The sequence below is a fragment of the Massilia aurea genome, from assembly GCF_014200505.1.
GTDB classification, from domain to species: Bacteria; Pseudomonadota; Gammaproteobacteria; order Burkholderiales; family Burkholderiaceae_D; genus Telluria; species Telluria aurea_B.
The window spans coordinates 386,772-412,634 of sequence record NZ_JACHBX010000002.1 but is presented as its reverse complement, the minus strand read 5'-3'; the positions used below and the strand labels follow the sequence as shown (position 1 = coordinate 412,634).

At 68.1% G+C, this 25,863-nt stretch carries 12 protein-coding genes and 1 pseudogene; 6 read left to right on the top strand and 7 right to left on the bottom strand.

Annotated elements, in window-relative coordinates:
* Nucleotides 1–45: 45 nt before the first annotated feature.
* From HD842_RS11180 to HD842_RS11170, 3 genes are all read left to right on the top strand, one after another.
* Nucleotides 46–1,578, top strand: a complete 1,533-nt coding sequence (locus tag HD842_RS11180) for an aminotransferase class V-fold PLP-dependent enzyme (protein WP_183554392.1) — start codon at nucleotides 46–48, stop codon at nucleotides 1,576–1,578.
* A gap of 183 nt (nucleotides 1,579–1,761) precedes the next feature.
* The gene (locus HD842_RS11175) at nucleotides 1,762–10,029 is read left to right on the top strand and encodes a GH36-type glycosyl hydrolase domain-containing protein (RefSeq protein WP_229424720.1); all 8,268 of its coding nucleotides are present in this window, start codon (nucleotides 1,762–1,764) and stop codon (nucleotides 10,027–10,029) included.
* A 185-nt stretch (nucleotides 10,030–10,214) separates the two neighbouring features.
* The gene (locus tag HD842_RS11170) at nucleotides 10,215–11,369 is read left to right on the top strand and encodes a sensor histidine kinase (protein ID WP_183554390.1); all 1,155 of its coding nucleotides are present in this window, start codon (nucleotides 10,215–10,217) and stop codon (nucleotides 11,367–11,369) included.
* An 18-nt stretch (nucleotides 11,370–11,387) separates the two neighbouring features.
* Here the strand turns inward: HD842_RS11170 and HD842_RS11165 are convergent, their stop codons facing one another.
* The 5 genes and pseudogenes from HD842_RS11165 to HD842_RS11145 all read right to left on the bottom strand — a co-directional run bounded on the left by HD842_RS11165 (nucleotide 11,388) and on the right by HD842_RS11145 (nucleotide 17,216).
* The gene (locus HD842_RS11165; RefSeq protein ID WP_183554388.1) at nucleotides 11,388–12,293 is read right to left on the bottom strand and encodes a PfkB family carbohydrate kinase; all 906 of its coding nucleotides are present in this window, start codon (nucleotides 12,291–12,293) and stop codon (nucleotides 11,388–11,390) included.
* Nucleotides 12,290–13,278: pseudogene (locus HD842_RS11160) on the bottom strand (LacI family DNA-binding transcriptional regulator). Before HD842_RS11160 ends, HD842_RS11165 begins: the two are co-directional and overlap by 4 nt.
* A gap of 12 nt (nucleotides 13,279–13,290) precedes the next feature.
* Nucleotides 13,291–15,621 carry a GH92 family glycosyl hydrolase gene (locus HD842_RS11155; protein ID WP_183554386.1) on the bottom strand — a complete coding sequence of 777 codons (2,331 nt, stop codon included), beginning with the start codon at nucleotides 15,619–15,621 and terminating at the stop codon, nucleotides 13,291–13,293.
* Nucleotides 15,622–15,823: 202 nt separating this feature from the next.
* Nucleotides 15,824–16,228, bottom strand: a complete 405-nt coding sequence (locus HD842_RS11150) for a RidA family protein (protein ID WP_183554384.1) — start codon at nucleotides 16,226–16,228, stop codon at nucleotides 15,824–15,826.
* Nucleotides 16,229–16,322: 94 nt separating this feature from the next.
* Nucleotides 16,323–17,216, bottom strand: coding sequence for a LysR family transcriptional regulator (locus tag HD842_RS11145; protein WP_183554382.1), 894 nt, complete (start codon nucleotides 17,214–17,216; stop codon nucleotides 16,323–16,325).
* 135 nt (nucleotides 17,217–17,351) lie between these two features.
* Here HD842_RS11145 and HD842_RS11140 point away from each other — a divergent pair, with 135 nt between their 5' ends.
* The 3 genes from HD842_RS11140 (at nucleotide 17,352) to HD842_RS11130 (ending at nucleotide 22,555) form a co-directional block, all read left to right on the top strand.
* Nucleotides 17,352–18,968, top strand: a complete 1,617-nt coding sequence (locus HD842_RS11140) for a CehA/McbA family metallohydrolase (protein WP_183554380.1) — start codon at nucleotides 17,352–17,354, stop codon at nucleotides 18,966–18,968.
* Nucleotides 18,969–19,070: 102 nt separating this feature from the next.
* Complete coding sequence (locus HD842_RS11135) at nucleotides 19,071–20,927, top strand: M1 family metallopeptidase (RefSeq protein ID WP_183554378.1); 1,857 nt, start codon at nucleotides 19,071–19,073, stop codon at nucleotides 20,925–20,927.
* Complete coding sequence (locus HD842_RS11130) at nucleotides 20,924–22,555, top strand: serine hydrolase (RefSeq protein ID WP_229424719.1); 1,632 nt, start codon at nucleotides 20,924–20,926, stop codon at nucleotides 22,553–22,555. Before HD842_RS11135 ends, HD842_RS11130 begins: the two co-directional genes overlap by 4 nt.
* A 111-nt stretch (nucleotides 22,556–22,666) precedes the next feature.
* Here HD842_RS11130 and HD842_RS11125 read toward each other — a convergent pair whose 3' ends face one another.
* Both HD842_RS11125 and HD842_RS11120 read right to left on the bottom strand, forming a co-directional pair.
* A complete protein-coding gene (locus HD842_RS11125) occupies nucleotides 22,667–24,094 on the bottom strand; it encodes a nitrilase-related carbon-nitrogen hydrolase (protein ID WP_183554376.1) in 1,428 nt (475 codons plus the stop codon).
* Nucleotides 24,095–24,278: 184 nt separating this feature from the next.
* Nucleotides 24,279–25,859, bottom strand: coding sequence for a S1C family serine protease (locus HD842_RS11120; protein WP_183554374.1), 1,581 nt, complete (start codon nucleotides 25,857–25,859; stop codon nucleotides 24,279–24,281).
* Between the last annotated feature and the right edge of the window lie 4 nt (nucleotides 25,860–25,863).

The following is a 25,863-nucleotide window of genomic DNA, read 5'->3' as shown; positions in this document are numbered from 1 at the left end:
ATAACATGTTGTGCGACACCTTTTTTATATTTTTGGCACCTATTCATGCAGACCGAAATTTACCTCGACACCAATGCCACGTCCCCGGTATTGCCCGCCGCCGCTGCCGCCGCCATGGCCGCCATGCAGGATGGCTTCGGCAATCCGAGCAGCAGCCATGCAACGGGCCTGCGCGCCCGGGCGCTGCGCGAGCGCGTGCGCGCCAGTGCGGGCCGGGTGGTCGGCGCCGGGGATGGCCGGTTGATGTTCAACAGCGGCGCCACCGAAGGCATCCAGACGGCCGTGCTCTCGGCCCTGTGCGCGGTGCGCGAGCGGCGCGCGCGTGGTGAAGCCTGCGGCGACATCGTCCTGATCGGCGCGACCGAACACAAGGCGATACCCGAAAGTCTGGCGCACTGGAACCGGCTGCTGGGCACGGACCTCGAGCTGCGCGTGCTGCCGGTCGATGGCGATGGCCGCCACCGGCTCGACGTGCTGCGTGCGCTGGCGCCGCGCGCGGCGCTGGTGTGCACGATGGCGGCGAACAATGAAACGGGCGTCGTGTCCGACCTGCGCGGCATCGAGGCGGTGCTGCGCGACGTTGGGAGTGCTGCACTGTGGCTGGTCGACTGCGTGCAGGCGCTGGGCAAGCTCCCGCTCGACCTGGCCGCGAGCCGCATCGATTACGCGCCGTTTTCGGGCCACAAGCTGTATGCGCCAAAAGGCATCGGCATGCTGTACGTGCGGCGCGGTGCGCCCTACACGCCGCTGATGTGCGGCGGCGGACAGGAAGACGGCCAGCGTTCCGGCACCGAAAACATGGCCGGCATCGCGGCGCTGGGCGCCGTGTTCTCGGCGCTGGAGCGGGGCGACACGTTCCGCGACGGCGCCGCACTGCTGGCATGCCGCGCGCGCCTAGTGGCGGCGCTCGAAGCAGCCTTGCCCGGCATCGTGTTCAATGCGCCCCTGGCGCAGTCGCTCCCCACGACCATCAACTTCTCGGTGCCGGATGTGGCCAGCGCCACGCTGCTCGACCTGTTCGATGCCGCCGGCATGCGCGTCAGCGCCGGCTCGGCGTGTTCGGCCGGGAAGGCCGGGTCGAGCTACGTGCTCGATGCAATGGGCGTGCCGGCCTGGCGCAGCGCGGCGGCGGTGCGCCTGTCGTTTGGTGCGCTGCTTGACGACGCGTCGCTCGACCTGGCCTGCGAGCGCATTGCGCACTGCGGCGCCGCGCTGGCCGCGCCGATGCCTGTGGCAGGCACCGAGCCGGCGATTGATGGCGCCATCGACAGCGCAATGCTGGTGCCCGCCGATGCTGCCCACGACTGGCTCGCTGCGCATCCGGACGCGATCGTGATCGACGTGCGCGACCTGCGCGAACACAGCGTCGCAGGCACGGTCCGCCTGCACGGCCGCGCGGTACGCAACGTGCCGCTGGCGTGCGTTGCCGACCAGGCGCCCCAGTGGCTGGGCGCGACCGCGCCATTGCTGTTCGTCTGCCGCAGCGGCGCCCGCAGTGCCCGCGCGGCGCAAGCCTTGCGCGCCATGGGCCATCCGGGCGCCTGGTCGCTGGTGGGCGGATTCGCGCTCGCCATCTGATCTCGGGTAGCATGGCCCCGATGCCCGTGCATCGGTGGGGTGTGTTCGTCAGCGCACAGTAACGACGCTGGTCTTTGCCTAGCATGAGATCAGCCGTGCGCGCCCAGCGTTTCCTGCCCTGATCCGTCCCGGACGCCACTATGCTCCAGCGGTCTGCTGCGCACGCTCAGTCCCGAGGCCCCGTTGAACGTCAAGAACCACAACCTGCCCGCCGGGCAGCGCACGCCGCATGATGCGGCGCGCGCGACCGGCGACGATGCGCCATGGCGCGCAGCACCTCTCGGCGCGCTCCAGCGCGCGGAACACGCACGCCAGTTGGCGGCGCGCCACGTACTGCAACCCACCACCGCCGGCAAGGGCGGCGCCCAGGCCCTGCGCGCCCTTCTGGGCACGGATGCCGATGCCATCGCTGCCTCGTGCGACGCGCTCGACGAGGCCGCCCGCGCCGGCTTCGCGCTGCCGCCTGCCGGTGCGCGCCTGCTCGACCAGCACCATCTGCTCGACGCCCAGGTACGCCTGGTGCGCGCCGGCTTGCGGCCGGTCGCCGCGACCTTGCCGACACTGGCCCCGGATGGCGCCGTGCGCGCCTGGCGCCTGGTGCTCGACGTAATCGCACATGGCGACGGCCGTATCGACGCCGGGGAACTGGCGTTGTTCGTGGCCGCTTACCAGGAAGGCCCGCAAAGCGCGCTGCTATGCATCGCCGAACTGGATGCGCTGCCGGCGCTCATGCGCCTGGCCCTGATCGACAACCTGCGGCGCCTGGCTGCGCGCGCGGCGCGCGCCTGCGCCGCGCATGAACAGGCCGCCGGGTGGGCCGTGCGCCTGCTGGACACGGCCGAAACGCGGCCCGGTGACCTGATCCTGCTGGTGGCAGACATGATGCGCAGCGTCGAGGCCAGCGACAGCTTCATCGCCGAACTGGCGCGGCGCCTGCACGGCCGCGGCGGCGCCGTGAGCCAGGTACTGGATTGGCTCGACGCACGCCTGGCCGATGCCGACAGCAGCATCGCGCAGCATACGCAGCGCGAACACAGCGAACAGGCCGAGGATGCCATCTCGGCCGGCAACACGCTGGCCAGCCTGCGCCTGCTGGGCGGGATCGACTGGCGCGCCTTCGCCGAGACGCACGGCGTGGTCGACGCGCTGCTGCGCACCGACCCGGATGGCAGTTACGCCGCCATGGACGGCGCCACCCGCGACAGCTACCGGCACGCCATTGCACGCCGCGCCCGGGCTGCCAAAGTCGATGAAGCCGAGGTCGCGCGCGACGCGCTGACGCTGGCCGGCACGCACCGCGCGCCGGGCGAAGGTGGCCTGGACGTGCGCACCCGCCACGTCGGCCACTACCTGCCGGCGCTGGCGCACAAGGCGCCAGTTGCCACGCGCATCGGCGCAACCGCAGTCCTGACACTGCTGCTGACGATCGCCATCCTCGTCCACGCACGCCAGGGCGATGCCGGTGCCTGGTTGCTGGCGCTGATTGGCCTGCTGGCGCTGCCGGGGGCCAGCGCCTTGGCGCTGTCGCTGGTGCGCATGATGGAACGCTGGCGCATCCCGCCGGTCACCACGCCGCGCATGGATTTCAGTGCCGGTATTCCCGACACCTGCCGCACTGTCGTCGCCGTCTGCGCGCAAGCGGGCGACGCTGCCGCGATCGAACGGCTGCGCGAAGAGCTCGAAGTGCGCTACCTCGGCAACCGCGACCCGAACCTGCGTTTTTGCCTGCTGCTCGATTTGCCCGATGCCGCCAGCGAAACGCTGCCGACGGACGACGCATCGCTGGCGCAGGCACGCACTGCCATCGAGGCGTTGAATACCCGGTACGCCCCTGACGGTGACGGGCCATTCATGCTCCTGGCGCGGCCACGCACCTGGAGCGTCGACCAGCAAGCCTGGATCGGCCAGGAACGCCAGCGCGGCCAGATCGCCGACCTGAATGCCTGGCTGTGCGGCGCGCGCGAACGCTTCCTGCTCACCGCCGGCAATACCGCGGCGGGCGCCGCGATGCGCTACGTGATTGCACTGGACGCCAACGCCGGCCTGCCGCGCGACGCGGCGCGCAGCCTGGTGGCTGCGATGGCGCACCCGCTGCACCAGCCGGTGCAGGACGACAGCGGTCGCGTGCTCGAAGGGCACGGCATGCTGCTGCCGGCGCGTGGTCCCGCGCCACCGGGCCATCGCGCGCCGCGCTTTGCCCGCATGGGCGGGGCCGCGCTGGATGCGCGCTACGGCTGGGTCGCAATCCACGATGTCGATGCCTGGCGCCGTGCCTGCGGCGATGTCGTGCGCGACGACGGGCGCGCCTGGCCCGGCGCCGTCGAGCGCGATCGCCTGCGCGCCGGCCGCGTGGCAGACTTGCGCGTGGATGCACTGCGCCCGCACAACTATGGTGAGTACATGCTGCGCCGGCACCGCGCCGTGCGCGCGGCCTGGCAATCGGTGCAGCGCCTCGGTCGCGGTCCCGATTACCTCGAGTACGCGCCCGCGCGCTGGATGCTGTTCGACCAGCTGCGCGCGAGTCTCGTCGCGCCGGCGTCCCTTGCCTTGCTGATCCTGTGCTGGAGCCTGCTGGCCGCGCCCGTGTTCTGGACCGCGGCGGTGCTGGCGGTCGTGTTCGTGCCCGCGCTGGTGGGCATGCTGGTGGCGCTGGGCGACCGGCCGCTCGACGCACCATGGCGCCAGCACCTGGACGGCTGGGTGCGCGGCGCGCGCCTGACGCTCACGCGCAGCGCCTTGTGGGCAGCCTTCCTGCCGCATGCGGCGCTGGTCGATGGCCATGCCCTCGTGCGGGGCCTGTGGCGCCGGCACGTGACGCAGCGCGGCTTGCTCGACACGCAGACGGCGGCGGTCCCTGGCCGTTCTCTAGAAATCAGCGGCCGCGCCATGTGGTTCCCGCCGCTGCTGGCGATGGGTACTGCCACGCTGGTGAGCTTTGCCAACCCGTACGCCTTGTTTGCCACGGCGCCGATGCTGCTGGTGTGGTTCCTGTCGCCGGTGCTGGCCTGGTGGACGGGGCACGTAACCCGCCGCAGCGCGCGCCTCGCCCCGGCGCAGGACCAATTCTTGCGCGCGCTGGCGCGCCGCACCTGGGGCTTCTTCGAACGCCACGGCGCCGATGGTCATGGGCTGGCGCCGCACGCCGTGCTCGAACATCCCGAGCCCGCGGTCGATGCACGGGTCTCGCCCGACGGGATCGGCCTTGGCCTGCTGGCCACGCTGAGCGCGCGCGACTTCGGCTTCCTGCCACTGGGCGGACTGCTGGAACGCAGCGAGCGCGCATTCGCCTCGCTGGCGCTGCTCGAACGATGGAACGGCCATCTGCTGCACTGGTACGACGGCGCCACGCTGGCCCCGCTCGAGCCACACCATGTCGATACCGCCGCCAGCGGCAGCCTGGTGCTGGCGCTGCGCACCTTTGCCGTCGGCATGGACGAATTGCTGGATCAGCCGATCGCCGGCGCTGCGCCGGACGGCATCCGCGCCACGCTGCTGGTCGTGCGCGAGCACGCGCAGGGCGCGCCGGCGTCATTCCTGGATGCGCTGGACGAGATGGATGGCGCGCTGACGCCCGAACGCTGCCGCGCCCTCGATACGCTGCCGGGCCTCGCCGATTGCCTGCGCCTGGCGCTGGCCAATGCCGAACGCTTGATCGCCAGTCTGCCCGAGGCTGCGGCGGCAGAGCCGGCGCTGCTCGCCTGGGTCGAACGTCTGCATGCCGGCTGCAGCGCGCAGCTGGACGACCTGTACGCACTGGCGCCGTGGATGCGCGCTGTCCAGGAATACGTGCTCGGCGCCAGCCTGACCCGGATCCCGACACTGCGCGAACTGGCGCAGCTCGACGCGCCGGCAACGGGTGGCGCCGGCCTGGCTGCTCTGGTGGGTGCGGGCCGCGCTTGCGCGCAGGAGCGCATCGAGCGGCTGGCTGCCCTGGCCGCCGCGGCGCGCGATACTGCCCGCATGGACTTCGGCGCGCTGGTCGACCCCGCCACTGGCCAGCTGGCCGCCGGTTACCACGTGCGCGACAAGCGCCTGGACGGCGACAGTTGCGACTTGCTGGCGTCGGAGTCGCGCATGGCCAGTTTTGCCGCCGTGGCCCAGGACCAGCTGCCGCAGCAGCACTGGTGGTCGCTCGGGCGCCCGCAGCGTATGGCTGGCGGAAGCACGCTGCTGCTGTCGCGCCGTGGCGCCATGGCCGATCTGCTCGCGCCGCAACTCTGGATGCCGGTCTGGCGCGACACGCTGCTCGACGCCGCCGCCCGCGCGCTGGTGCGCGCGCAGGCTGCACATGCCAAAAGCAGGGACGTGCTGTGGGGCTTTTCGCCATCCCGTTGCAATGCCGTGGACGCCGCTGCGCGCTACCGCTCCGGCCAGTTCGGCTTGCCCGCCGCGGCGCTGCAGCGCCAGCGTGATGACGACCTGGTCGCGGCGCCGTATGCCGCCGCGCTGGCGCTGGGCGTGACGCCGGGCCTGGCCAGCACCAATCTGCGCGCGTTCGCGGCGCAAGGCATGCTGGGCGAGCTCGGGTTGTATGAAGCGCTCGACTACGCACCAAGCCGTCTGCCTCAGGGCGAGCGCCAGGTCGTCGTGCGGGCCTATGCTGCGCACCACCAGGCGATGCTGCTACTGGCGCTGGCCCGCCATCTGCTGGGCGAACCGATGCAGCGCCGCTTCTGCCGCGATCCCGAATTCCGGGCCGCGCTGCCCTTGCTGCAAGAACCGGTGCCGGTCTCCGGCGCAGCCGCCGAACGTCGCTACACCGGCGCGGCGACGGCCAGCCAGAGCGTGACGGCGCGCCCGTATGCGCGCGTCATCGGAAGCGAACCCCCGGTGCTGCCCGAAGTCCAGCTGCTGTCCAATGGCCGCTATCACCTGGTCGTGGCCAGCGATGGCACTGGCGCCAGCCGCTGGGATGACAAGCAGATTACCCGCACCGGCATCGGCGACACCGGTTTGACGTGCCATGTGCGCGACGTCGCATCCGGCCAGGTCTGGCCGGGCGTTCTGCCTGACAGCGAGCGCGAAACGGTGTTCTCCGAGGGCCGGGCCAGCGTGCGCTGCCTGGATAGTGGATTGGCCATTCACACCGATATCGTGGTGGCGCCGGACGACGACGTCGAGCTGCGCCGCATCCGCATCGTCAATCAGGGCCCCCAGGCGGTCACGCTGGAGCTGACCAGCAGCGTGGCGCTGGCCGGGCCGGCGCTGGAGCCGGGCGGCCGCAGTCACATCATGATCGAATTCGACGCTCCCCACGACAGCCTGCTGTGCGTCACGGCGGCCGATGCACCCGTCGTCATGCACCGCATGGCGGTGCGCGACATCGCGCCTGCCGTGACGGTGGAAACGGACCGCGCGCGCTTCATCGGCCGCGGCCACGATTTGCGCGCGCCACAGGCCATCGGCGCCGGCGGCGCGCTGCCCGGCCTCGTCGCCGAACCGGATGACGCGTTGCTGGCCTTGCGCCGCACCGTCACGCTGGCGCCGCAACAGGAGATCACCGTCGACCTGGTGCTGGGCGTTGCCGCCAGCCGGGCGATGGCGCGTGAACTGGCGGCCCGCTACAGCGCCGGCCATGCAGTCGACCGCGCGATCGACGCGGCCTGGACCCAGGCCCAGGCCTTCCTGCGCCGCATGGACGTGAGCGAAGCCGACGCGCAGCTGTGCAACCGCCTGGCTGGCTGCCTGCTGCAGCCGGTGCCGGCCCTGCGCGCCGACCCGGCCGTTATCGCGCGCAATGTGCGCGGCCGCGCCGACCTGCTCGCATACGGCATCGATGGCGCGCAGCCGGTGCTGCTGCTGCAGCTGGCGGACGGTCCGGACACTGGCCTGGCACGCCAGGTGCTGCAGGCGCATACCTACTGGCGCAACCGCGGCTTCGCGGTCGACCTGCTGGTGCTGTGCGACAGCCGCGCCGTGCGCGAGGGCGTGATGACGCTGGCGATGGCCCTGGTTGATCCCGACACCTTCGATGCGCCGGGCGGCGTGCACCTGTTCCTGCGCGAAGACGTCGCGCAGGAAGACCGCATCCTGCTGCGCTCGAGCGCAAGCGTGCTGCTGTTGTCCGGCCGGGGCGACCTGGCCGACCAGCTGCGCCGCGCCGCGCGACCCGGCGTCGCCTTGCCGTCGCCGCTGGTGGCTGGTGCAACCACGCCGTGGATGACGGAAGCACTGCCCACCGTGCAGCCAGAGCGACTGTTCGACAACGGCATCGGCGGCTTCACGCCCGATGGCCGCGAATACGAAGTGCGCAGCAGCGCTGCCGTGCCGGCGCCGCAGGCGCCCTGGGCCAACCTGCTGGCCAATCCCGGCTTCGGATCGGTGGTCTCGGAACGGGGCCATGCGGTCACCTGGAGCGGGACGCGCACTGCGCGCCTGAGCGCCGGCAACGACGATGTCGCACCGCAGGATGGCGAAGCGTTCTACCTGCGCGACGAAGACAGCGGCGCCCTCTGGTCGCCCACGCCGTGGCCGGCGCCATCGCCGGAACCCTACCTGACCCGGCACGGCGTCGGCTACACCGTGTTCGAACACGGCGCGCACGGCATCCATTCGGCGCTGCGCTGCTTCGTGGCGCCGGATGTCCCCATCAAATACAGCGTGCTCCGGCTGCGCAACGACAGCGATGCGCCGCGCCGCCTCAGCGTGACCGGATTCGTGGCATGGCAGCTCGACAGCGTCGACGCCACGCCTGGCCTGCAGGTCGTCACCGGCATCGACCTGGCCAGCGGCGCGCTGTTCGCGCGCAATGCGTTCAGCGACGACTTCCGCGACCAGGTGGGGTTCTTCCATGTCGACGCCGAGGATGTCGCCGCAACCTGTGACCGCGACGAATTCATCGGCCGCCAGGGCAGCATCGCGCAGCCGGCGGCGCTGGGCCGCCGCAGCCTGTCCGGCGCCAGCGGCGCGGGGCGCACGCCATGTGCGGCCCTGCAAACGGCGATCACGCTGGCGCCGGGCGAAGAGCGCGAACTGGTCTTCGTACTGGGCGTGGCCGGTCCCGGCACGCTCGACGCCAGCCGTGAGGTGCAAGTGCACGGTGGCGCGCGCGCCGCCGCTGCCGCGTGGGAGCGCCTGCACAACTGGTGGGCTGGCACGCTGGGCGCAGTCCAACTGCATTCGCCCGACGCTTCGCTCGACCTGCGCATCAACACCTGGCTGCCGTATCAGGCAATCAGCGCGGCGTGGGGCGAGCGTTGTCCCGCCACACGCCTGCAGTCGCTGCTCGCCAGCGTGCATGCCCGGCCCGAGCTGCTGCGTGACGCGTTGCTGCAGGCGGCGCGCGATTTCGCCTCGGCGCAGTCCAACCTGCCGGCTCCTGCGGTCGACGATTTCCTGTGGCTGCCCTTTGTGCTGACGCGCTACCTGGCCGTGACGGGTGACCACGCGCTGCTGGCCGTGCTGCCATTCGGCGCCGATCCCGGCGACGCCACGCGGCTGGCCGCCGGGGACGACCTGTACCAGCACTGCGTGCACGGCCTGCGCGGCTGCCTGCGCTTCGGCCAGCGCGGCCTGCCGCCGGCGGCGGCGCGCCTGCACGACGATGACGCCACGGGCCGTGTCGAAAGCGTGCGCACGGGCTTTTTCATGGCGACCGTGCTGCAACGCTTCGCCGACGTGGCGGACCGGCGCGGCGACTTCGGTTTTGCCACCACCTGCCGCGGCGCCGCGCTGGCGCTCCGGGCGCAATGCGAAGAACATGGCTGGGACGGCGACTGGTACCGCTGGACGTGGCTGGACAGCCGCAATGCACTCGGTTCGATCGCCAACGCCGCTTGCCGCGTCGAGTTGTCGACCCAGGGCTGGGCGGTGCAGGCCGACGCCGAACACGGTGCTGCCGCGCTGCGCGCCGCAGCAATGCGCCTGGTCGACGAGGCGCATGGCGTCACGCTGCTGTGCGATCCGGCGGTCGACGGGCACTGGAGCGAGCGCGTCGTGGCCAGCCCCGGCCAGGACCACGGCGCCGTCGCGCTGGCGGCGACAGGCTTCGCGCGGCTGGGCGACGCCGGCCGCGCGTGGCAACTGGCCGGCATGCTCGATCCGCTGGCGCCGACCCTGGCGCCGGACCGCACGGCCGATCACGGCGCGCCGCCATACTTCCTCGCGGGCGGCGTGCGCACGGTGGCGCCGCACATCGGCCGCGCCATCGGCGGCTTGCACACCGCCTCGGCCGGGGCCACCTGGCTGCTGGCAATCGAAGCGCTGCTGGGCGTGGAGCGCAACGGTGCGCGCCTGCACCTGACGCCGCACCTGGCGCCGGGCTGGGAAGGATTCAGCCTGCGCTATCGTTATCACAGCGCGTTCTACGAGATCACGGTGCATGCGGGCGACGGCATGGAAGGCTTGCTGCTCGATGGCCAGCCATGTCCTGACTGGACGTTCGAGATGCAGGATGACCGGCGCGATCACCGGGTGGAGCTGTGGATCGCGGGGACGCCGGCCGGCGCCTAGGGCCAGCGCGCGGGGCGTGGCGGCCCAGCCACAGCCGGCGCTGAAAATCATCGGGGCGGTGGCCGGCCGCGCGGTGCGAATTGGCTTGCGCTATATAATTCGGGAATGGCCCCTGATCGCCGCTGATCTTCCCTTATTCGTGACCGATCGCGCATGCTGCGCACGGCCCTGACACTGACGACCGCATGACACTAGCCACTGACCAGAATGTTGACCGCCACGGTATTTCGCCCACCGGGTTGCAATTCATTTCCATCCGCGACGCCGTCATGGACCGCTGGGAACGGGAAGTGCGCGCGCGCGTCGACGGCGCCCAGAATCTGCTGCGGCCCGTGCTGACCAACACGCTGCCGGCGTTTTTCGACAATATCGCCGAAGCCCTGAGCCCGGACCATCCGCGCACGCAGGCTGCGAGCGGCAACAATTCGGCCAGCGTCCACGGCACCGAGCGCGCCCGCATGACGCCGTTCGGCCCCGACCAGGTGGTCCACGAATACCAGATCCTGCGAGAGTCGATTGCGGTCGTGGCCAAGGGCAGGGTGGTCCTGGACGACGACCACTGGCGCATCATCGACGCGTCAATCAATGCCGCCATGCGCGAGGCAGTGCGCTCGTTCACGCAGATCCATGAAGATCTGCGGCACAAGATGGCGGCCGCGCTGTCGCACGACATGCGCACGCCGTTGTCGGTGGTCGCGCATGGCGCGCAGCTCATGTCGATGACGGCCGACTGGGCGCAGGTGAAAAACGTCGCCGCCCGCATCGGCACCAATGCCGACCGGCTCAACGAGATGATGGCCGAACTGCTCGACGCGCTGACGTTCCAGGGCGCGGCGAAGATCCCGTTGCACCTGACGCACTTCGATATCCTGAGCCTGACGCGCGAACTGGGCGAGCAATACGGGCATGGCCCGCATGGCACGCAGGTTGTCGTTGACGTGGCCGGCGAGCCGGTTACGGGCCACTGGTGCCGCGCCTCGCTCTGGCGCGCACTGGAAAACCTCGTCAACAACGCGATCAAGTATGGCGACGGCGGTACCGTCAGCATCAGGGCGCACCAGACGCGCGGGCGCATGATGCTGAGCGTTCACAACGAAGGCAACGCGATTCCTGAAGAGCAGCACAACCGGATCTTCGAGTACCTGCGCCGCGAAACAGGGCCGTTCTCGGCCACCGGCTGGGGCATCGGTCTGCCGTTCGTCAAGGCCGTGGGCGAAAGCCACGGCGGCAGCGTGTCGGTCGACAGCTCGCCCGAGCTGGGCACGACGTTCCTGATCGACATCCCCGTCGACTGCCGTCCTTTCGTGGGCGACAGCGCCCAGTGCGCCGCCTCGGCGTGATCCCGTCGCAGGTCGCGTTCAGCAGATGACTGCGACCCTGCCTAGCAGCGCCCGGACGGCGCCGAGGTCGGGCGCGTGCGCTCCCGCCCTCCGGCCTGCGGCGCTGCCCGCCGCCACCGCAAACGCCAGGTGCGCAGCCATGCCTGCATCGGGCCACTGCTGCAGCGAATAAATCAGCCCGGCCATCCCTGCATCGTCCGCGCCCAGCGTATCGACCACGTCCACCACATCGACGGCGTCAACGACGGGCGCCTGCGCATGCCATGTCTGCGCGCCGTGATACAGCGACGCGCCGCCGGCGCCGCGCGTGAGCAGCACCAGCGCTGCTGGATTGCGCGCGCGCAGGCGCCCCAGCGAGCCAAGCGTGTCGTGGCTGCGAAACAGCGCGCGCAGGTCGTCGTCGGACACCTTGATGACGTCGGCCAGTTCGGTCATGCGCCGCAGCGTCGCGTCGTAGGCTGGTCCCATCAGGTTGCGCCAGTGCGGGTCATAACTGATGCGCAGCCCATGCGCTTTCGCCTGTTCGGCCAATGCGATCAGCGCGAGGTCGAGCGGTCCACGCGCCAGGCTGGTGCCGCCGAAGTGCAGCCACTGCACCTCGTGCGGCCAGCCGGGCGGCATCATCGTCACATCGAAATGCAGGTTCGCTGCCACGTCGTCGCTGACGATGTCATGCGGCGGCGTGGCCGCGCGCTGCAGGTAGCGCAGGTCCAGGCCTGCCGCTTCACTGGCGCGCCATAGCGCATCGCCGGCCATGCAACGACTGATGGCGCCGGCGAAACCGCTGGCGACGCCCAGCGCAGCCAGTGCCCGCGCCACGTTCCAGGTCGAGCCGCCGGCGTGGCTGCGCCATGTGTCGCCGTCCTGGTGCAGCAGGTCGGCCAGCGCCTCGCCCGCGCAGAGGATGGCCGCGGGCCCGCTCATCGCACCTCGCCGGTGCTGCTCTCGCGGACCATCAGCTGCACCGTGAGTGTCTGTTCGAGACCGGGCGTGGCGCTCTTGTCCAGCAACAGGTCCACGCCCATCCGGCCCAGCAGATCCTTGTCGATATTGATGCTCGAGAGCGGCGGCACCGCGGCCGCGGCGGCGCTGATGTCATCGAAGCCGACGATCGCGATGTCGTGCGGGACCTTCGGGCGCGCGCCAGGCAGTGGCGCATGGCCGCCAGCGCGGCGCTGTCGTTGTAGCAGAACAGCGCGTCGGGCCGCGGTTCGCGCGCCAGCAGGGTGTCGACCGCCCCGTGCAGATTGTCCTGCGTGTCGCCGATGCTGGGCAGCTGGATTTCGAGGTCGGGATCGGCCAGCATGCGCGCCTCGAACAGTGCCTTGCGAAAGCCCCGATAGCGCTCGCTGATGCTGTGATGCGACAGCGGCCCGGTAAGCATCGCGATGCGGCGCCGTCCCAGCGCGAGCAGGTGGCGCGTGGCCAGGTAGCCGCCCAGCGCATGGTCGGGATTGACCGAGCGGTAGCCGGGCAGGCGCATGTCGAGCAGTACCAGCGGCTTGCCGGTGTCGCGCAGCGCGGACACCAGTTCTGGCTCAAAAAAGCCAGCGCACAGCAACGCGTCCGGCTGGTGCAGGCGCACCAGATCCAGCATCGGCTCGGCCGGACCGACCACGACGAACGAGAGCGCGATGCCGTGCTTGCGGCAGGCATCCTCGGCCCCGTGCAGTACCGGCAGGTAGAACGGGCTGGCCGCTTGCGTGTTGTGCTGGCGGTGAAGCAAAAAGGCGACGCGCAGAATCTCGCGCTGGCGCAGATTGCCGACGTCGTACCCCAGCTCGCGCGCCGTGGCGCAGATGCGCGTGCGCGTCTCGTCGGCCAGGCCTTCCTGGTTTTTCAGCGCGCGCGAGACCGTACCGATCGAGTAGCCGGTGGCGCGGGCGATGTCGCGGATCGTCACGGCCATGTAGAGCGCCGGTCAGTACGCGGTCTGCGTGTACGGGCGCGCGTCTTTCGCCGTGCCCCAGTCCTTGTTCGGCGTGGCCTGCATCGTGAAGACGAGTTCACCGCCGGCCATGATGTCCTGATGGCGCAGGAAGGTGCGTGCGAGCGGCTTGCCGTTCAGGGTCACGCGCCCGACGTAGCCATTGGTGGCCGACAGGTTCTCGGCGCGCACGGTGAAGCGCTTCCCGTTGGGCAGGTTCAGCGTCGCCTTGTCGAGGAACGGGCGGCCGATCACGTACTCGTTGCTTCCCGGGGCCACCGGATAGAAGCCCAGCGCCGTGAACGCGAACCAGGCCGACATCTGGCCCAGGTCGTCGTTGCCCGACAGGCCATCGGGCTTGTCGCTGTACTGCGTGGCCATGATATTGGCCAGGCGTTCCTGCGTGCGCCACGGCGCGCCGGCGTAGTTGTACAGGTACGCCACGTGGTGCGACGGCTCGTTGCCGTGGGCGTAGTGGCCGATCAGGCCCGAGATGTCTTCCATGTGTGCGTACAGGTTCTCGTCGACCTTGACGTCGAAGACTTCGTCCATCTTGGCCACGAGCTTCGCGTCGCCGCCCAGGAAGCCAATCAGGCCCGCGTTATCGTGCGGCATGTACCAGGAATACTGCCACGCGCTGCCCTCGGTGTAGTCGCTGCCGAAGTTGGATTGCGCCGGATCGAACGGGGTGCGGAATTCGCCGGTGGATTTGCGGGCGCGGATGAAGCCCGTGTCCTTGTCGAACACATTGCGGTAGTTCTGGGCACGCCGGTAGTAGCGCGCGGCGACGTCCTTCTTGCCCATCTTTTCGGCCATGCGCGCGATGGTCCAGTCGTCGTACGCGTATTCGACGGTCTTGGAGGCTGCTTCCTTTTCCAGGTCGATCGGCACGTAGCCCAGCTTCATATAGTGTTCTAGCCCGCCGTACGGGCCGTATTCGGCGCTGGCGGTCATCGCGGCCAGCGCCTTGTCGACGTCGAAGCCGCGGATGCCCTTCATGTAGGCGTCGGCGATCACGGGCACCGCGTGGTAACCGATCATGGTCCAGGTTTCCAGACCGTGAAACTGCCACACCGGCAGCACGCCGTAGGGGCTGTGCTGCTGCGAGGCGATCAGCGAGTTGACGAAGTCGGCGCTGCGCTGTTCGGGCGCGACTATCGTGAGCAGCGGGTGCAGCGCGCGGTAGGTGTCCCACAGCGAGAACGTCGAGTGGAAGCGGAAGTCCCTGGCCTTGTGCACCGCGTTGTCCGGGCCGCGGTAGCTGCCGTCGAGGTCCATGAACAGCGAGGGCGCGAGCATCGTGTGGTACAGCGCCGTGTAGAACTGCGTGCGCATTGGCGCCGGTGCGTCGACCTTGACGGCGCCCAGCGCCTCGTCCCAGGCCTTGCCGGCGCGGCGGCGCTCGGCGTCGAAATCCCAGCCCGGCATCTCGGCAAGGTTGGCAATCGCATTGTCTTCGCTGACGGGCGAGAGCGCGACCTTTACCAACAGGGTGCCGTCAGCCGGCACGCCGAAACTGAAGTCGCCCATCAGCGCCTTGCCTTCGACCAGTGCGCGGTCGCCCGGCGTCTTGCCTGGCTGGGCAAAGCCCTTGTACTCGACGGCTTCTTCGCGATTGAGCAGCTGGCGCGTGTCGATCGGGCGCGAGAACCGGATCGCGAAGTACAGCTGGCGGCCCGGCGCCCAGCCGCGCGTTTCGCGCATGCCAGTGACGGTGCTGGCATCGCGCATGCGCAGGCGCGACCACAGGTTCTTGCCGTCGTAGTTGTAGATGCTGGTGCGCAGGTCGAGCAGTACCTTGGCCGGCTCGCCGGCCTTGAACTTGTAGCGGTGCAGGCCGACACGCTCGCTCGCGGTCAGCTCGACGTCGACGTCATGGTCTTTCAGGCGCACGGCGTAGTAGCCGGGTTCGGCCTGTTCCTGGTCGTGCGAGAAGCGCGAGCGGTAGCCCGAGAACGGCCGCTCGGGGTAGCCCGGCTCCAGTTTGGTCTCGCCGCTGTAGGGCATCAGGAGCACGTCGCCCAGGTCCGAGTGGCCGCTGCCCGAGAAGTGCGTGTGCGAGAAGCCGAGGATCGAGCCGTCGCCGTGGTTGTAGCCAGCGGCCCACGGATAGCTCTGGCGGAAGTGGCGATGCTGCGTGTCGGGACTGAGCTGCACCATCCCGAACGGGCGGCTCGCGCCGGGGAAGGTATGGCCGTCGCCGCCGGTGCCGATGAAGACGTTGACCGCTGCGGCTGGCGAGCCCGGTTCGGCCGCCTGCATGGGCGCCGCACTAAACAACAGGACGGCGAAGGAAAAGGATCGGGTCTTGAAACGAGCTGTCATTGGTGTCTCCACACGTGGCGGGAGCGCACAGCCCGCCGCCTGTTCTTGATACGCTGCGCCAGAGGCACATCCAGCGCGCGGGCGATGTCGTCAACGCGCGCGCTCGAGCCTGTGTACAGGTTATAGGTGGAGTCAGGTTTCCCGGCAATCATTACCGGATTTTACTCGGCTGTTTAGCCAGTTTACTAAACAAACTGGCCGGTTAGCGCCGAACGATCTTCGCGACGGCCTCGATTTCAACCAGCGTATCGGGTGACGCGAGCGAAGCGACACCGATGCCGGTCAAGGCAGGGCGGGGCAAGCCCAGGTGCTGCACGAGGATCGGCGCGACGGTTTCGAGGTGCTCGCCGATCTCGCCGCGCACGTAGACGCGCAGTTGCAGGATCTGTTCGACCGACGAGCCGGCCGCGTCCAGCACCGTGATCAGGTTGAGCGCCGCGCCTTCGGTCTGCGCGGCCAGCGTGGTGTGCCTGACCTGGTAGTCCCGGTCCCAGTCGACCTGGCCTGAGACGAACACCAGGCCGGTGTCATGGTCGATCGTGGCATGCGACAGGCCGTGCGGCGCGCCGTCGTACAGGGCAGGTGGGTTGATGCGTTCGATGGTCATGAGGCGCTCCTGGGCAGGTGAAGTGAATCGGCCAGCATAGACAGGCCCGCCCTGCGCGGCAATCGGGCGCCGCTTGTAGCCGATACAAGCGGTGCTATTTGCGCATCGCCAGCCGCGCCCGGACGCGCTCCAGCATCCACATCATGAACGGATCGTTCTGCGCCGTCGGGTGAAACGCCGCGACCACGCCATAACCGGGCGGATACTTGGGCAGTGCGATCTCGTGGATGCCGTCGCATGGCAGCAGGCGTGCCGGCATGAAGGCCACCATCGCCGATCCCTTCAGGTACTCCAGCGCCATGAAGAATGACGGCGCCGACGCCACCACGCGCCGCTGCAGACCCTGGCGCGCGAACCAGCCGTCGGCCGATCCCGTGAAACTGGCGCCGCCCGGATTGGTGACGATGAAGTCGTGCGTCACCAGGGCGGCCAGCGACATGGTTCCCGTATCGGCCAGCGCGCGGTCGGCGGTCACGCAGCGGTACTGCTCGAGAAACAGCGGCATCGACACCAGGCCCGGGGCGGCAATGCCCTCGGCCGTGAAGATCACGTCGATCTCGCCCTGGTGCAGCTTGCGCGTCAGGGCACTCACTTCGAGGTCGACCACCGCGACCTTGACCTTCGGCGCCGCGTGGCGCAGGTCGCGCACCAGGTCGGCCACGATCACCTTTTGCGTGTAGTCGGTGCCGGAGATGACCAGCGTGCGCTCGACGTCTTCCGGCCGCACGCTCGATGGCAGCGGAATCGCATGCAGGCCGGCCAGCACCTGCGCGATATGCGGCGCGATCAGCCTGGCGTACGGCGTGGCCGCCATGCCCTGGCCGGTACGCACGAACAGCGGGTCGCCCAGGATGGTGCGGATTTTCTTCAGTTGCAGGCTGACCGCCTGCTGCGACACGTCCAGGTGCTCGGCCGCCGCCGAGATGGTGGGAAAGCGCGCGAGCGCGTCGAGCGTACGCAGGTGGGAGATATCGAGTTGGTCGATCATGCGGCAACATAACCGGCCCCTGGGGCCGCATGCAAGTTGTTGTCCTTGAAACGGATCAAGGCACGTGGTCAAGCTGACAACGCACGGCACGCATTGCGCAAGGTGACAGGGTAGAGAAGTTGCAAGCTTGTCATCATGAAAACTGCATATCTGATCATTCTTGCCCTGTCGTTGTGCTGCAGCCAGGCCAGCGCCAGTCCTGCCGAACACCAGGAGTTCGACGCCACGCTGTACGCGCCATTCCATGCTGGCGCGCTGGCTTCACGCACGTTCACGCTGACGTTCGCGTATCCCGGCCTGGCGCAGCCGGCCGATGTCGACTGGCGTGTCGACCTGCGCGCACCGGGCGGGCAGACCGTGTTGCAGTGGCGCGGCCAGGTGACGCTGACCGGTGACGAGATCACGGTGGCCGTGCCCTGGTCGGGCCGCCTGGGCAAGCAGCCTGCGCCGGACGGCATCTATCGCGTGCGCCTGCGCGCACTGGTGCAACGCGCGGCGCATGACGCGATCGACCAGGAATGGGAGATCGCAGTCGGCACGCCGCGTGGGTTGGCCACGCCCGCCTTTGCACCGCTGCCCGGCGCCTTCATGCCGGGGGCAGTGCAGGCCCCCGGCGCGCTGCCCTATACCGTCTGGTTGGGCAACCTGCACAGCCAGACCAACCACAGCGACGGCGGCGCCGACGTTGCCGACTGCCGGAGCGCGCAGCGGCCGCAGGCAGGGCGGTATGGTCCGGCCGACGCCTTTGCCTATGCCCGTGGACGCGGGCTGGACATCCTCGTCGCCTCGGAACACAACCACATGTTCGACGGCTCGCCAGGCAGCGCGCCCGATGCCGACCCGGCCGCCGCCCGTGCCCTGTACCGCGCGGGCCTGACCGCCGCCAGCACGTTCTCGGCGCAGCATCCGGGCTTTCTGGCGCTGTATGGCCTCGAGTGGGGCGTCATCGAGAAGGGCGGCCATATCAATATCTTCAACAGCGACGAGTTGCTGGGCTGGGAGACGAACGCCAATGGTGCGCCGTTCGCCGACACGATCACGCCGCGCAGCGATTACGCGGCGCTGTATGCGCTGATGCGCCAGCGCGGCTGGGTGGGCCAGTTCAACCATCCGGCGCCAGCGGGCCAGTTCCAGGTGGGCGGCGTGCCGCTCGCCTACACCGAGGATGGCGGCGCCGCAATGGTGCTGTGCGAAGTGATGAACACCAGCGCATTCTCGAACAATGTGACCGAGACCGAAACCCGCCGCAGCAGCTTCGAAGGCGCCTGCGACCGCCTGCTCGAAGCGGGCTACCGGCTGGCCTTCAGCACCAACCAAGACAACCACTGCGCCAACTGGGGCGCGTCGTACGGCAACCGCACCGGGGTGCTGCTGCCAACGGGCGTCGCGCTGAACCGCGCCAGTCTGGTCGACGCGCTCAGGGCGCGCCGCGTGTTCGCGACGATGGACAAGGCGTCCCAGCTGGTGTTGACGGCCAACGGCCACGTGATGGGCGAGCAGTTCACCAACCACGGGCCGCTCACGTTGACGGCGAACTTCGCCAGCGCCGCTGGCCGGCAGGTGGCGGCAGTGGCGATCATGGAAGGCGTCCCGGGCCGCAACGGCGAGGTCACGCGCCTGTCGCAGCAGGCCGAGACCACGATCACGCCGGCACCGGGCGCGCACTTCTATTATGCGAAGGTCACGCAGGACGACGGCAATGTGCTGTGGTCCGCGCCGGTGTGGGTGACGCAGGCAGCATTGGTGTATTGACAGTGGGTCGGCGTGGCCCGGCAGCGCTTTCGCCGGCCTGACGCCCATGCTATTCTGCTTCCGCCTTCAGCCCGGCCGGGCTGTCATTATCCGCGAGAGACCATGAACAAAAGCACCCTGCTGCGCGCCACCACCGCAGCCTTCCTGGGCGCGTGGAGCGCTTACGCGTTCGCGCTCGATCCCCTCAGCTACGCCAAATACGACCAGGTCAAGACCACGGCCCTGCACCTGGACCTGAAGGCCGACTTCGCGAAGAAAAGCCTGGGCGGCTACGCCGAGCTGACGCTGAACTGGATCGACAAGAACGCGACGACGCTCGATCTGGACACGCGCGAGCTGACAATCTCGAAGATCGAAGCGCAGGATGCGAAGGGCGCCTGGCGCAAGGCCGACTACACGCTCGGCAAGTTCGATGAAGAGAAGGGCCAGCCCCTGCAGATCAAGCTGCCGGCCCGCCAGACCAAGGTACGCATCCATTACCGCACCGCGCCGACGGCCACCGCACTGCAATGGCTGCAGCCGGTGCAGACGATGTCAGGCAAGTACCCGTTCATGTTCAGCCAGTCGCAGGCGATCAATGCCCGCTCGTGGGTGCCGATCCAGGATACGCCGGCCGTGCGCTTTACCTACACCGCGCGCATCGAGGCGCCGGAAGGCCTGCGCGTGGTGATGAGCGCCGATAACGACATGAAGGCGACCGGCAAGGGCGGCTGGAAATTCACGATGCCGCAGCCGATTCCGTCGTACCTGCTGGCGATCGGCATCGGCGAGCTCGAAGCGCGCACGCTGGGCGGGCGCACCGGCGTGTACGCCGAGCCGCAGCGCATCAAGGCGGCCGAGTACGAACTGGCCGATACCGAGAAGATGGTCGCCGCGGCCGAGAAGCTGTACGGCCCGTATCGCTGGGGGCGTTACGACATGCTGGTGCTGCCGCCATCGTTCCCGATCGGCGGCATGGAAAATCCGCGCCTGACCTTTTTGACACCCACCATGATCGCGGGCGACCGCAGCCTGGTCGACCTGGTGGCGCACGAACTGGCGCACAGCTGGTCGGGCAACCTGGTGACCAACGCGACCTGGAAGCACTGGTGGCTCAACGAAGGTTTCACGACCTACGTCACCACCCGCATTCTGGAAGAAATCTACGGCAAGGAAGTCGCGCTGATGAACCTGCAGCTCGAGCAGGAAGAAGCGCTCGAGATGCTCAAGGACCTGCCGCCGGCAAAGCAGGCGCTGGTCTCGCGCCAGGCTGACACCAATGCGGCCGATTACCCGGACACCTCGCTGGCCTATCCGAAAGGCGCCTGGTTCCTGCACACGCTCGAGCAGCGCGCCGGCCGCGCCGCGTTCGATCAGTTCCTGCGCGGCTGGTTCGACCAGCACGCGTTCCAGAGCGTGACCAACGAACAGTTCATCGCCTACCTGCGCGCGCAGCTGCTGGCGAAGAACCCCAGGATCATGAGCGACGCGGAACTCGACGAGTGGATCCATGGCCCGGGCATCCCGGCCAGCGGGCAGCGCGCCGTGTCGCAGCGCCTGGCCAAACTGAATGCCGCGATCGACGGCTGGACGAAGGGCACGGTATCGACCGCGCAGTTGAACGCCAAAAACTGGAACGCCGTCGAGTGGATGAAGTTTTTGAACGATATCGACAAGAAGGCCGACGCCGCCAAACTGGCAGAACTCGACCGCGCCTATGGCCTGGCCAAGTCGACCAACAACGAAGTGGCGTTTCGCTTCTACCGCGCGGCGGTGCATGCCGGCTACCGCGACGTGCGCCCGGACATGGAAGCATTCCTGATGAGCGTGGGCCGCCAGAAGTTCGTGGTGCCGCTGTACGCCGCGCTGCGCGAAAAGGCCGAGGACCGCACCTGGGCCGAGGGCGTCTACAAGAAGGCGCGCGAGCGCTACCACCCCGAGACGCAATCGAGCGTCGACAAAGCGATGGGCAAGCCATGATGCAGCGTTCTTCCAGCGGACTCCTGAAACACATCGCCGGCGCGGTGCTGGTCGCGTTCTGCGGCGCCGGCCTGGCCGTCGCGCAAACGGCGGCAGCGCCAGCCACCACGGCCGCAGTCCCCGCCTACAACCTGGACGCCGACATCCAGCGCGTCCTGAAAACCTTCGACGTGCCCGGCATCGCCATCGCGGTGGTCAAGGACGGCAAGGTCGTCGTCACGCAGGGCTTCGGCGTGCGCAAGCTGGGCGACCCGACGCCGGTCGACGGCAAGACGCTGTTCGAGATCGCATCGAACTCCAAGGCCTTTACTGCTGCCGGCCTGGCGATGCTGGTCGACCAGGGCAAGTTGAACTGGGACGACCCGGTCATCAAGCACTTGCCCGACTTTCGCATGTACGACAGCTACGTGACGGCCGAGATGACGGTGCGCGATCTGCTCACGCATCGCAGCGGCCTGGGTCTGGGCGCCGGTGACCTGATGTGGTGGCCGACCACCACCTTCACCAGCGACGAAATCATCCACAACCTTCGCTATATCAAGCCGGCAACGAGCTTTCGCAGCAGCTACGCCTACGACAACCTGCTCTACATCGTGGCCGGCAAGATCATCGCGCAAAAGTCCGGCAAGGACTGGGGCACGACGATGCGCGAATGGATCCTCGATCCGGTCGGCATGACCGCCACCACCACCAGCCTGGCCGCGCACACGGCCGGCATGAACGTGTCGGCGCCGCATAGCAAGATCAATGGCAAGGCGGCGGTGGTCAAGCCGATGCCGGTGGCGAACGCCGTCGGCGCGGTGGGCATCAACACCAATGCCGAAGACATCGCGCGCTGGATGAACGTGCTGCTCGATAACGGCCGCCTGCCGACGGGGGCGGGGGGCAAGGAAGCACGCCTGTGGTCCGACAAGCAGGCGCGCGAGATGTGGACGGCGCAAACGCCGATGACGGTCAGCCAGCCCAAGCCGTCGCTCGCGGCGACCAGGCCCAACTTCATGGCCTACGGCCTGGGCTTCCAGCTGCGCGACTACCAGGGCAAGCTGGTGGCGATGCACGGCGGCGCGCTGCAGGGCTTTTATTCGCGCGTGCTGCTGGTGCCGGAAGCGAAGCTCGGCATCGCGATCTTCACCAACGCCGAAAGCGGCCCGTCGCTCAATGCACTGCAATACCGCCTGCTCGACGGCTATCTGGGTGTCGCGCCGACCGACTGGATCGGCCGCATCGCCGACATCGCGAACGAGGCCAGCGCCAAGGAAGCGGCCCGTGTGAAAGGTGAAAGCACGGGTCGCGCAAAAGCGTCGAAACCGTCGCTGGCGCTGGCCGGTTACGAGGGCGAGTACGAAGACGCCTGGTACGGCAAGGCGACGATCAAACGCGCCGGCAGCAAGCTGGTGATGTCGTTCGCGCGCACGCCGGATCTGACGGGCGAGATGGAGCACTTCCAGCACGACACCTTCATCGTGCGCTGGAAGGAGCGCAACTTCAACGCGGATGCGTATGCGACGTTCTCGCTGGAGCCGGATGGCACGATCGAGCGGCTGCGCATGAAGCCCGTATCGACCGAGACGGACTTCAGCTATGACTTCCAGGACCTGCTGTTTACGCCCGTGAAGAAGGGGAAGTAGACAATCATGGTGAGGCCGCGTGTTCTTTCAGCTCGCCCTGATCGAGCATGCGGCGCTTGTTCATGAAGATGGCCAGACCGATCGCGACGAATAGCGAGTAAATCGCCATATTCACCCCTTGGAGCGTCTGCCAATCGCCATCAAAATGCATCCGGCAAGAGCGCATGACCAGGCAAACAGGTCGCCGATCTGCGTATATAGCGTTGCCCGCGGCGCGCCCACGCGCAGCGTAGCCAGCATGGCGGCGCCCGGCAGTGCTGCGCTGCTGCGTTCGGCGATCACCCGGCCAACACCATCGCTCACGGTGAGCAAGCCCTCACGCGACGAACGCACCACCGAATAGCCGTTTTCGACGCCACGGGTCAAGGTGATACGTGATCCCATCCACCGGTCAAGCTGAAAATCCCATGCGGGCACCAGCATCACCGCCACCCGTCTTTGGCCATTGCTGCGGCCCAGGACGGCGAAATGCATGTCCTTGCAAATTGCCAGTCCATACGCGGCGCCATCGATGCTCGACACGCTGTAGGCGGTGCCCTTGGCAAACTCCCGCTCGGGCGGCGCCATGAAGTGCTTTTGATATTCCGCCGCCAGCGCGCCGGCGGGCGTCCATAGCCAGGCCAGGTTACGCCGCTGCGTGCCGTCGTCGATGCCTATCCCGGCTTCGATCCAGACACGGTGTTTTGCCGCCAGTGCGGCGAGTCGGCGCCGCGTTTGCTGCGCTTCCAGTGGCGCTTGAACCGCTATTTTTTCGGGCAGCACGATGACGTGCGCGCCCTGCGCTGCCAGTTGCGCCACCTGCCGCTCATAGCCGCGCCAGATACGTTCTTTATACGCCGGCGTGGCATGCGGCCCAATCGCGTCGTCGATGGCGACCAATCCAAACGTCGTCTCAAGGCCGCTTGCGTCCTGCTGCAACCTTGCGTGGCCATAACCGAGCGCCATAGACAGCAAGACTGGCGGCATCGCGTACGCCCAGGCAGCGTGGTGCAAGCGGCTGCCAAACACGAAGCTGATCGCCAGCGCGGACGGTATCAGTGCGAGCAGGAACAGTACGCCGGCGATGCCGACCAGCGATGTCACCTGTAATAAAGGTAAAACTTCCACTTGCGAATACGCCAAGCTTGCCCAGTTCCCGTCCGGCAGCAGCGCCGCCATCAGCGTATCGACCATGACCCACAGCAGCGGGTAGGCCAATATCGTCCACCATGCCTGGTATCTGAGCACGATACGGCGAGTCGATCCGACCACGAGAACCCAGAGCAGCACTTGGCCAATTATCGCGACCAGCGTCATCGTCAGTGGCATAACGAGGCGATAGTAATGAAAATTGGCACTGACACCGATCAGCGTAGCAAGTGCCGTCAGCCAAGCCGCTGAAGTTGCGCTGGTCCTGAACGCCAATATCAACAAGGGTACCGGCGCGATCCAGGCCAGCCACCAGAGCGGTTCGAGACCGACCACGAAACGTAGAACGATACCGATCGCCACCGCAGCGGCAAGATGCGAGAAAGCAATTCGGTCGTGCAGGGTTTGCATCTTCCCATCCTGACACGGAGATATTCCAAATGGCAATAAATAAACTTGGCGCCCTCTATCTACCTTGGGTTGGGGGTTCCCAGCCCAAGGTAGATGGCTCCCAGGTTTTGGACACGCAAAGAGATCCCTTGCTGGACGCACAGGGCCCAGCTTCGAATACCAGGCCAGCGCCGACCCGCCCGTTTTATTTGCGCTGCCACACCTTCATCATGTCGTCCGAGCCTTGCGACCGCACCCCGTTGTCCGACAGGATTTCCTCGGTCGCATCGAGCGTCGCCTGGCGCGGCAGGATCATCGTCTCGCCATAGCGCTGATCGAACTTCAGCACCACCTGCTCGTCCTTCAGGTCGCGCAGCAGTGCCACCAGATGCGCCAGGCTGCGTACCGGCTTGCCATTGACCGATTCCACGACTGACCCGAAGCGGTTGCTGTAGCCGCTCACCAGCTTGTGCGGGAAGAACGGCGCGCTGATCACAACCAGCTCTTCGCGCTCTGGCGTGGGCGAATCGCCGCGCTGCGTCACGAGCGGACTGGCGTTGAACGCATATGCATTCATCCCCGGCGCGCTGCCGCTGACAAAGGCCATGAATTCGCTGGTGGCGCGCGAGAACGCCACCGGGCCGTAGATGAAGTACGACGGATAACCGCCATCCAGGTCCGGGATCAGGAGCGGACGCGCGCCGGTGGCCGGCACCTCGACCTTCATCGGCTTGCCACCTCGGATGATCGACATCGGCACCTTGCCGTTCTTCGCCACCTGCTGGATGCGGTACTGGAAGCGCACGCGCAGACTCGAACCCAGCTTGACCATCGCCTGGTTATCGATCGCATGCTCGCCGATGTGCGTGATGACGTCCCACTCCTTCAGCGGCCAGGCGGCGTCGGTGCGGTACGGCCTGTGCACCACCGCGCCCTCGACCGATTTATCGAGCTTGAGGTACTGGCGCAGCGCCGGACTTTCGAGCGTCTGCACGCTGTCATGCAGCAGCGGCTTGCCATCGTAGGTGCCGTCGGCCACGTCGCGCAGGAACAGTTCGATTTCTTCGTTCGGGATCACGTAGCCGATGCTCTGCGCATTGGTCACGTTGGCGAACGCCAGGCCGATCATGCGCTCGCCGGCGATCACCGGCCCGCCGCTGTTGCCAGGGTTGATCGGGGCGTCGATCTGGATGCGCAGGCCCGAGCTGAAGGCGCCGTAGTTGACGAATTCCACGCGCGAGATGATGCCGGTGGTGGTCGAGAGCGAATTGCCGCCGACCGGGTAGCCGTAGGCGAACACCTGCTGGCGCACGTCCGGCAGCACGGCGGCGCGCGGCACCGGCGGGCGCTTGTCAAAGAACGAGGGATCATCGAGCTCCAGCACTGCCAGATCGAGCCCGCGCGCCAGCGCGATGACCTTCGCCGACACCTTGTCGCCCGACTGGCTGGCCTGCACCTCGACCTGGCTGGCGTAACCCACCACGTGGGCGTTGGTCAGGATGCGCTTGCCCTCGATGATGACGCCGGAACCCGTGATGGCGATTGGCGCCGACTTGGTCCAGGGCTTGTACGGGTCGGGCCGGCGCACGGTGGCGAAAATCTTGACGACCGAGTTTTCAACGGCAGGCAGGGCAGGGGCGGGCGTGGTGGTGCGCGATGCGGCTGGTACGGCGGGGGTGGGAACAGCGGTGGCGGCGGCCGGCTGGGCCTCGGGCGGTACTGATTCCTGGGCATGGAGCGCGCCGGAGACGGCCAGCGCGAGAACGGCGAATCGCAAAGTCTTCATGGTT

What these genes read in the sequence shown, in the direction of transcription:
- HD842_RS11180 (WP_183554392.1), top strand. Translation starts at nt 46, where the DNA reads ATGCAGACCGAAATTTACCTCGACACCAATGCCACGTCCCCGGTATTG.
- HD842_RS11155 (WP_183554386.1), bottom strand. Translation starts at nt 15,621, where the DNA reads ATGACAGCTCGTTTCAAGACCCGATCCTTTTCCTTCGCCGTCCTGTTG.
- HD842_RS11120 (WP_183554374.1), bottom strand. Translation starts at nt 25,859, where the DNA reads ATGAAGACTTTGCGATTCGCCGTTCTCGCGCTGGCCGTCTCCGGCGCG.
- HD842_RS11170 (WP_183554390.1), top strand. Translation starts at nt 10,215, where the DNA reads ATGACACTAGCCACTGACCAGAATGTTGACCGCCACGGTATTTCGCCC.
- HD842_RS11125 (WP_183554376.1), bottom strand. Translation starts at nt 24,094, where the DNA reads ATGCAAACCCTGCACGACCGAATTGCTTTCTCGCATCTTGCCGCTGCG.
- HD842_RS11135 (WP_183554378.1), top strand. Translation starts at nt 19,071, where the DNA reads ATGAACAAAAGCACCCTGCTGCGCGCCACCACCGCAGCCTTCCTGGGC.
- HD842_RS11150 (WP_183554384.1), bottom strand. Translation starts at nt 16,228, where the DNA reads ATGACCATCGAACGCATCAACCCACCTGCCCTGTACGACGGCGCGCCG.
- HD842_RS11165 (WP_183554388.1), bottom strand. Translation starts at nt 12,293, where the DNA reads ATGAGCGGGCCCGCGGCCATCCTCTGCGCGGGCGAGGCGCTGGCCGAC.
- HD842_RS11145 (WP_183554382.1), bottom strand. Translation starts at nt 17,216, where the DNA reads ATGATCGACCAACTCGATATCTCCCACCTGCGTACGCTCGACGCGCTC.
- HD842_RS11130 (WP_229424719.1), top strand. Translation starts at nt 20,924, where the DNA reads ATGATGCAGCGTTCTTCCAGCGGACTCCTGAAACACATCGCCGGCGCG.
- HD842_RS11140 (WP_183554380.1), top strand. Translation starts at nt 17,352, where the DNA reads ATGAAAACTGCATATCTGATCATTCTTGCCCTGTCGTTGTGCTGCAGC.